9 protein-coding genes are annotated in these 8,231 nt (G+C 74.8%); 7 read left to right on the forward strand and 2 right to left on the reverse strand.

Features of this window, described 5'->3' with window-relative positions; translation table 11 throughout:
• The first annotated feature begins 64 nt into the window (after positions 1-64).
• The 5 genes from KBX08_RS24465 to KBX08_RS24485 are packed head-to-tail and all read left to right on the forward strand — an operon-like array spanning position 65 to position 4,822.
• On the forward strand, positions 65-775 hold the full coding sequence (locus KBX08_RS24465) for a monooxygenase (protein WP_210785731.1): 711 nt from the start codon (positions 65-67) through the stop codon (positions 773-775).
• Positions 772-1,323, forward strand: a complete 552-nt coding sequence (locus KBX08_RS24470; protein ID WP_210785723.1) for a GNAT family N-acetyltransferase — start codon at positions 772-774, stop codon at positions 1,321-1,323. Before KBX08_RS24465 ends, KBX08_RS24470 begins: the two co-directional genes overlap by 4 nt.
• Positions 1,320-2,198: a carotenoid biosynthesis protein gene (locus KBX08_RS24475; RefSeq protein WP_210785724.1), complete on the forward strand. Its 879-nt coding sequence runs from the start codon at positions 1,320-1,322 to the stop codon at positions 2,196-2,198. Before KBX08_RS24470 ends, KBX08_RS24475 begins: the two co-directional genes overlap by 4 nt.
• Positions 2,195-3,322 carry a glycosyltransferase family 2 protein gene (locus KBX08_RS24480; RefSeq protein ID WP_210785725.1) on the forward strand — a complete coding sequence of 376 codons (1,128 nt, stop codon included), beginning with the start codon at positions 2,195-2,197 and terminating at the stop codon, positions 3,320-3,322. The genes KBX08_RS24475 and KBX08_RS24480 overlap by 4 nt, the downstream gene beginning before the upstream one ends.
• Positions 3,323-3,334: 12 nt before the next feature.
• Positions 3,335-4,822 carry an NAD(P)/FAD-dependent oxidoreductase gene (locus KBX08_RS24485; RefSeq protein ID WP_210785726.1) on the forward strand — a complete coding sequence of 496 codons (1,488 nt, stop codon included), beginning with the start codon at positions 3,335-3,337 and terminating at the stop codon, positions 4,820-4,822.
• A gap of 44 nt (positions 4,823-4,866) precedes the next feature.
• Here KBX08_RS24485 and KBX08_RS24490 read toward each other — a convergent pair whose 3' ends face one another.
• Complete coding sequence (locus tag KBX08_RS24490; protein WP_210785727.1) at positions 4,867-5,556, reverse strand: CDP-alcohol phosphatidyltransferase family protein; 690 nt, start codon at positions 5,554-5,556, stop codon at positions 4,867-4,869.
• Between the two features lie 44 nt (positions 5,557-5,600).
• On the reverse strand, positions 5,601-6,518 hold the full coding sequence (gene metF, locus KBX08_RS24495) for a methylenetetrahydrofolate reductase [NAD(P)H] (RefSeq protein ID WP_112623915.1): 918 nt from the start codon (positions 6,516-6,518) through the stop codon (positions 5,601-5,603).
• Positions 6,519-6,767: 249 nt separating this feature from the next.
• Here metF and KBX08_RS24500 point away from each other — a divergent pair, with 249 nt between their 5' ends.
• A complete protein-coding gene (locus KBX08_RS24500) occupies positions 6,768-7,157 on the forward strand; it encodes a helix-turn-helix domain-containing protein (RefSeq protein ID WP_238690617.1) in 390 nt (129 codons plus the stop codon).
• A gap of 9 nt (positions 7,158-7,166) precedes the next feature.
• A partial coding sequence (locus KBX08_RS24505) for a polyprenyl synthetase family protein (RefSeq protein ID WP_210785728.1) occupies positions 7,167-8,231 on the forward strand: 1,065 nt, incomplete at its 3' end.

Raw genomic sequence — 8,231 nt, forward strand, 5'->3', positions numbered from 1 at the left:
CGAGCGGAGCGAGCGAACCAGCGGGCCCAGCGGCGACGTCAGCGCGGCCCCGGAGCTCGTCACGCTGCACGTGTGGCGGACCTCCCACGGCGCGCTGCCCCGGGCGCTGACCCGGATGGCGGTGGACCCCCGCCGGTTGCGGGCCCTCCCCGGCGTTCGGTTCGGCAAGCTGCTGGGCACCGGGACCGGCACCGACTTCGGGCCACGGGACGCCGACCTGACCCGGTGGGCGGCGCTGACCGTCTGGGACTCTCCCGCCGCGGCGGCCGGCTTCGACGACTCGCCGGTCGGGCGGGCCTGGGCGCGCATCGCCCACGCCCAGGCGCGAATCGACCTACGCCCGCTGACCAGCCGGGGCGAGTGGTCCGGCCAGCGGCCGTTCGGCGACCCGTCGGGCGGCCGGGTCGCCGGCCCGGTGCTGGCGCTGACCCGGGCCCGGCTGCGGGCCCGCCGGGCGGCCACCTTCTGGCGGGCGATCCCGCCGGTGGTCGCCGCCCTGCGCGACGCGCCCGGGCTGCTGGCCCGGTTCGGGGTCGGAGAGGCCCCGTTGGGTTGGCAGGGCACGGTGAGCGTGTGGCGCGCCCCGACGGACCTGGTGGCGTTCGCGTACCGTCACCCGGAGCATCGGGCGGCGATCATGCGAACCCCCACCGCGGGCTGGTACGCCGAGGAGCTGTTCGCCCGGTTCGAGGTGCGCGACGTGGTCGGCGACCGGTCGGTGCTCGGATGGGTCGCCGACGGCGGCCCGGAAACGGTGAAGGGTGGACGGGCATGAGGTTGGTGCGCTGGACGCCGGACGATCTCGTCCGGCGGCTGGACGACGTGGTGGCCGTCTACGGCGAGGCGATGGGATACCGCACCGACCTGCTGGAGGCCCGGCGCGGTTACATCGCCACCCACGTCCGCCGGCCGGGTTTCCGGGCGGTCGCCAGCCTGACCAGTGAGGGTCACCTCGCCGGCTTCGGCTACGGCTACCTGGGCGCCTCCGGTCAGTGGTGGCACGACCAGGTGCACCGCGCGCTGGACACCCCGACCCGCACGCGCTGGCTCACCCACTGCTTCGAGGTGGTCGAGCTGCACGTCCGGCCACCGGCGCAGGGGCACGGCCTGGGCGCCGGTCAGCTGCGCGCGCTGCTCGGCATGGCGGAGGGCGACACCGTGCTGCTGTCCACCCCGGAGGCCGACGAGCAGACCTCGCGGGCCTGGCGGTTGTACCGACGGTTCGGCTTCGTCGACGTGCTGCGCGACTTCCACTTCCCCGGCGACGAGCGACCGTTCGGCGTACTCGGTCGGGATCTGCCGCTCGAGCCACCGGCGTCATGACCCGGCGGATCTCCTGGACGATGCTCGCCGTCCTGGTGCTCGCCCAGATCTGCTACCCGCTCACCACCGGCGCCACCCGGGCCGGGCTCACAGTGGCCACCGTCGTCCTCGGTTGGCTGCTCTCGGTCGGCCACGCGCTGCTCAGCCGGGGCCTACGGGTGGCGGCGGCGCTGGTCGCGGTGGCCACCGGCGGCGGGTTCGCGATCGAGGCGATCGGGGTGGCCACCGGCGTGCCGTTCGGCAGCTACGACTACTCCGGAGAGCTGGGCCCCAAGCTGGCCGGCGTGCCACTGATCATTCCGCTGGCCTGGACCTGGATGGCCTGGCCGGCCTGGCTGGCAGCGGTCCGACTGACCGGCGGCACTGCCGCAACGGCCGGCGGCAGCGGGTCGGCAGGCGGCGGCAGCGGGTCGACGGTGGGGCGGTGGGTGGGGCGGATCGCGCTGGCCACCGTGGGGCTGGCCGCCTGGGACCTCTTCCTCGACCCGCAGATGGTGGCCGAGGGCTACTGGGTCTGGCGCGACGCCACCCCGGCCCTGCCCGGCCTGGCCGGCATCCCGGTCAGCAACTACCTGGGCTGGCTGCTCTTCGCCGTGCTGATGATGAGCGCGCTGCGCCCGCTGGCCGGGCCGGCCGCCGAACACACCGACCGACGGGACCACCCGATGGTCGCGCTCTACCTGTGGACGTACTTCTCCAGCATCCTGGCCCACGCCGTCTTCCTCGACCTGCCCGCCTCGGCGCTCTGGGGCGCCGCCGGCATGTCGGTGACCGCCGTACCCCTGGCGGTGACCCTCCTGCGTGCCCGCCGGGGCGGTGACCCCGGTCGGGAGACCCACCAGCCACACCGCCCCGGCGTCGACGCGACCCGATGACCGCCCTGCTCGCCCTGCTCATCGCCGTCGCCGCGTTGACCGGGCACACCTGGCTCAACGCCACCCGGTGGCTGCGCCGACCCACCGACCGGCCCGGCGACGTCGACGAGCCGGTCACCGTGCTGCTGCCGCTGCGCGACGAGGCCACCCGGGTCACACCCTGCCTGCGCGCCCTGCTGGCCCAGCGCGGCGTACCCGGGCTGCGCGTCGTGGTCCTCGACGACGGGTCCACCGACGGTACCGCCGACGTGGTCCGCGCGGTGGCCGGCGACGACCCCCGGGTCACGCTGCTCACCGGGGTCGCCCCACCGCCGGGCTGGCTGGGCAAGCCGCACGCCTGCTGGCAGCTGGCCACCCGGGCCGACCCGGACGCCACCGCGCTGGTCTTCGTCGACGCCGACGTGGTGCTCGCCCCGCACGCCGTGACCGCTGCCGTCACCGAGTTGCGCGCCGCCCGGGTGACGCTGCTGTCGCCGTACCCCCGGATCGTGGTGGCGACGGCCGGCGACCGGTTGGTGCAGCCGCTGTTGCAGTGGCTCTGGCTGACCTTCCTGCCGCTGCGCGCGATGGAGCGCTCGTCGCGGCCGTCGCTGGCCGCGGCGGGCGGGCAGTTCCTGGTGGTGGACCGGGCCGGCTACACCACCGCCGGCGGGCACGCCGCGGTCGCCGACAAGATCCTGGAGGACGTCGAGCTGGCCCGGGCGGTCAAGCGGGCCGGTGGGCGGATCGCCCTGGCCGACGGCTCCCGGCTGGCCACCTGCCGGATGTACGACAACTGGCCGCAACTGCGCGACGGGTACTCGAAGTCGCTCTGGGCGTCCTTCGGGCACCCCGGCGCGGCGGCAGCCGTGGTGGCGGCGCTGCTGCTGCTCTACACCGCCCCACCACTGATCGCGCTGACGGGTGCGGCGGCCGGCGCACCGAGGGTGGCCGCCGTGGGCCTGGCCGCGTACGTGCTCGGGGTGGCCGGACGGGTGCTCACCGCCCGCGCGACCGGTGGCCGGTGGTGGCCCGACGCGCTCGCACACCCCGTGTCGGTCGTGGTCCTCGGTTGGCTGACCCTGCGGTCGTACCATCTGCGAAAGCGACGCCGCCTGACCTGGCGGGGCCGCCCGGTCAGCTAGGGAGGACGCGGCATGGCGCGGATCGTGGTCGTCGGCGCCGGGGTGGGTGGCCTCGCCACCGCCGCCCGGCTGGCCGCTACCGGGCACCAGGTGACCGTCTTCGAGCGGGCCGACACGGTCGGCGGCAAGCTCGGCCGGTACGCGCACGACACCCCGGCCGGGTCGTTCCACTTCGACACCGGGCCGAGCCTGCTCACCCTGCCCGAGGTCTTCCACGACCTGTTCGAGGCGACCGGGGCGAAGCTCGACGAATACCTGGACCTGGTCGGACTGGACCCGATCGTCCGGCACGTCTTTCCCGACGGTGGCCCGACCCTGGACTCGTGCGCCGACCCGGCGGAGTTCACCGCCCGGATCGGGGCCGCGTTCGGTGACCGGGCGGCAGCCGACTGGCAGCGGCTGTGGCGGCGGGCGGCGCGGGTGTGGCAGGCCTCCTCACAGGACATCCTGCGTCGTACCGTCGACTCTCCCCGCGACCTCGCGTCGCTGGCCTGGCGCGTCGGCGACCTGGCCGCCATCGCCCCGGGCCGCACTCTGCGCGGCCTGGGCCGCCGGCACCTGTCCGACCCGCGGTTGCGGATGATGCTGGACCGGTACGCCACCTACACCGGCGCCGACCCACGTCGGGCACCGGCGGCGCTGGTCGCGGTCCCCTACGCCGAGCTGGCCTTCGGCGGCTGGTACCTGCGCGGTGGGCTGGGCACACTCGCCGACGCGCTGCTGACCCGCTGCCTGGACCTCGGCGTGGTCGTGCAGACCGACGCCACTGTCACCCGGATCGACGCCACCGGCGGCCGGGTGCACGGGGTACGCCTCGTCGGCGTCACCGCCCCGGTGCCCGCCGACGTGGTGGTGGCCAACGTGGACGCGCTCACCGTCTACCGTGACCTGCTGCCGCACCCGCGTCGGCTGGCCGCGCTGACCGACCGCAGCCTCGCCGGCTTCGTGCTGCTGCTCGGCGTCTCCGGCAGCACCGGGCTGGCCCACCACAACGTCTTCTTCCCGGACGACTACGACGCCGAGTTCGACGCGGTCTTCGGTGACCCCGGGCGCGGCGTACGGGCCCGGCCGGCGGCCGACCCGGCGGTGTTCGTCACAGTGGCCGACGACCCGATGGTCCGCCCAGCCGGACACGAGGCGTGGTTCGTGCTGGTCAACGCCGCCCGGCAGGGCACCGCGGCGGGCGCGGTCGACTGGCGACGCCCAGGGCTGGCCGACGCGTACGCCGACCGGATCCTGGACGTGCTGGCGCGGCGCGGCGTGGACGTCCGCGATCGGCTGCTGTTCCGCGAGATCCGTACCCCGGCCGACCTGGACGTGGCGACCGGCGCGCCAGGTGGCTCGATCTACGGCACCGCCGGTGGGCTGCTCCGCCCGGCGAACCGGGGCCCGGCGAACGGGCTGTGGCTGGTGGGTGGCTCCACCCACCCGGGCGGCGGATTGCCGATGGTGACCCTCTCCGCGCAGATCGTCGCCGACGAGATCGGCCCCGCCTGGTAGACCCGGCCTGGCGCCTGATTTCGGTCGGCGTCGGGCTGGCCCGCTCAGTCGGCCTCGAGCAGGGCGCGGCGGATGCTGGAGAGCAGTTGCCCCAGGCCGAAACCGGCCAGCAGCACCCAGACCGCGGTCGCCATGGTGATGGTGCCAGCGGCCAGGTCTGGCTCGATCAGCCCGGCCAGCCCGGCGACCAGCAGGCCGGCCAGCGCCACCGAGACCCGGGTGGGGCGTTCGCCCACTGTCACCGCGCCGATCTCCCGCATGCCGGCGGCGACCGCCCGCGCCCGGACGTACTCGTGCAACCAGGACAGCGCGCCGCCCGCGACCACCAGCCCACCCGGCGCTCCCACCAGCCAGAACGCCAGCAGCCACGCCACCTCACCGAGCCGGTCGGCGACCGAGTCGTAGACGTAGCCGAGCCGGGTGGTGCGGCCGGTGGCGACCGCCACCGCACCGTCCACGCTGTCCGCCACGGCGGCGAGCAGCACGAACAGCGCGCCGAGGAACGGCCCGTCCCCCGGCCGGCCCACCAGCAACGGTACGCAGAAGCAGAGCAGCACCCCGGCCACGGTCACCGCGGTGGGGCTGACCCGCAGCCGACCCAGCACATATCCGACGTGGTACGCGAATCGCAGCCAGGCGCGCACCACCGGCGCGGCGACCCGAGGGTCGAACCCGCCGTGCAACCGCGCCCACGCCGTGGCGTACTGATCCCAGTTCAGCTGTGTGCCCACCACGGATCAACCGTCGTGCCGGGCAACAGGTGTCGCAGGCGCATCGTTCACACGCGGGCGCCGGCCTTCAGGTTCTGCCAGACCTCGCGGGTCGCGGTGGACCGGTTGAGGGTGATGAAGTGGATTCCCGGCACGCCCTCGTCCAGCAGTCGGCGGCACATCTCGCTGGCCTGCTCGATGCCGAGCCGGCGGACGGCGTCCGGGTCGTCGGCGACGCGTTCGAAGCGGGCCGCCAACGCCGGTGGGAACGGCGCACCGGACAGCTGCACGGACCGCTCGATGGTGCTGAACTGGGTCACCGGCATCACGCCGGCCAGGATCGGGGTGTCACAGCCGGCAGCGGCCACCCGGTCCCGTAGCCGCAGGTAGTCGTCGGCGTCGAAGAACATCTGGGTGACCGCGAACTCCGCGCCGGCCCGACACTTGCGGACGAACTGGGCGGTGTCGCTGGCCACGTCGGGCGAGCGGGGGTGCTTGTACGGGAAGGCCGCCACGCCGACGCTGAAGTCGCCGGCGTCGCGCACCAGCCGGACCAGGTCCTCGGCGTAGTCGACGCCCTCGGGGTGACGGATCCACTCACCGCCCGGGTTGCCCGGGGGGTCACCACGAACGGCCAGCACGTTGCGCACCCCCACCCCGGCGAGGCGGCCGACCACGTGCCGCAGCTCGGCGACGGAGTGGTTGACCGCGGTGAGGTGGGCCATCGGCAGCAGAGTGGTCTCGGTGGCGATCCGCTCGGTCACCGCCACTGTGGTGTCCCGGGTCGAGCCGCCGGCGCCGTACGTGATCGACACGAACGACGGGCGCAGGGACTCCAACTCGCGGATGGCCTGCCAGAGCAACTGCTCCCCCGCCTCGGTCTTGGGCGGGAAGAACTCGAACGAGAAGGTCGGCTGGTGCTCACGGATGAGCTCCCCGATCGCCGGCTGCGGATTGGGGAGTGTCGAGGGAAGACCGAGCGCCACGACCCGACTCTAGCGGTCGATGGCACCAGGACCCAGGCCCTTCCCACCCAGCGGCCCGGTGCCGCCCCGGTCCGGTGGGCTGCTTCGCCCGGATAAGGCGTCGTACCTCCGAGGTAGGAAGGGACGGTGCGGGAGGGGCGGCGGGGGTGGCCCGGGTCCCGCGCGGGGGTCAGCAACCGAGCGGTGACGCCGCTCCCGTCCGGCCGGGCGGGTGGGTCGTCACCGCACCGACGCCCGCCAGGAGGACCCATGATCCCGCCCACATCGCCGCGCCCCGCGCAGCTCGGGCCGCTGCTGGCCCGGTGCCGACTGGACCGGGGCTTGAGCCAGCAGCGAGCCGCCGCCGAGTTGTGTGCCGCCGCCGGGGTGCCGACGTTGAGTCGGCACGAGGTTTCCCGGTGGGAACGACAGCGTCGCGTGCCGGGCGGGTTCTGGCTCGGCTGGCTCGCCGTCGTCCTGGACGTGCCGCTGGTGGTGCTCGCCGAGGCCGCCGCGACCACCCGTCGGGCCAGCTCGACGCGGGCCACCGGGCCGGGCCGCGCGGCGGCGGCCGGCACGCGACCGGCCGGGCGGACGGGGCCCGGCCGCACCGGCGGGACTACGCGTGGCGGTGGAGCACGAGCACGGACGACCGGCTAGCGTCGGGACGTGACCCACGCTGCTCCCGTGTCCCCCGTCGACCGCGCCGGCCTGCGGCAGCGGGTCGACAAGGCTCTCACCGAGTTCCTGGCCGGCCAACGGGTCCGGCTCGCCGCCGTGGACGACGCTCTGGGTCCGGTGGCCGAGGCCATCGAGGCGTTCGTGCTCGGCGGCGGCAAGCGGCTGCGTCCCGCATTCGCGTACTGGGGGTTCCGGGGGGCCGGCGGGCTGGATGGCGACCAGGTGCTGACCGCCCTGGCATCACTGGAGTTCGTCCAGGCCAGCGCCCTGATCCACGACGACCTGATGGACCGTTCCGACACCCGTCGCGGCGAGCCCGCCGTACACCGACGGTTCGCCACCCGGCACCGGGAGGCCGGCTGGGGCGGCGACGCGGACGGTTTCGGCGACGCCGCGGCCATCCTGCTCGGTGACCTGTGCCTGGTCTGGTCCGACGAGCTGCTGCACTCCGCCGGCCTGGACCTGTGGTCGTTGGCCCGGGCCCGGCCGGTCTTCGACGAGATGCGCACCGAGGTCACCGTCGGGCAGTACCTCGACGTGCTCACGCAGGTCACCGGGGACACCTCGGTGGAACGGGCCAGCAAGGTCGCCCGGTACAAGTCCGCGAAGTACACCGTCGAGCGCCCGATGCTGCTCGGCGCCGCGCTGGCCGACGCGCCGGAGGACGTGCGGACGGCCTACTCGGCGTACGGGCTGCCGCTGGGCGAGGCGTTCCAGCTCCGCGACGACGTGCTGGGGGTCTTCGGCGACCCGGCGCTGACCGGCAAACCGGCCGGGGACGATCTACGCGAGGGCAAGCGCACCTACCTGGTGGCGGCGGCCGTGGAGACCACCGACGACGCGGGCCGCGAGCTGCTGCTCGGCCGGCTCGGCGACCCGGCGCTGGACGAGCACGGGGTGGCCCGGCTCCGCGAGGTGATCTCGGAGAGCGGGGCGCTGGCCCGTACCGAACAGCGGATCGTCACACTCACCGACGCCGCCCTGGCCGCCCTGACCGCCGACGACCTCGACACCGAGGCCCGCCAAGCCCTGGTCGACCTGGCCATCGCCGCC

The sequence above is a fragment of the Micromonospora sp. H61 genome, from assembly GCF_018070325.1.
GTDB lineage: Bacteria > Actinomycetota > Actinomycetes > Mycobacteriales > Micromonosporaceae > Micromonospora > Micromonospora salmantinae.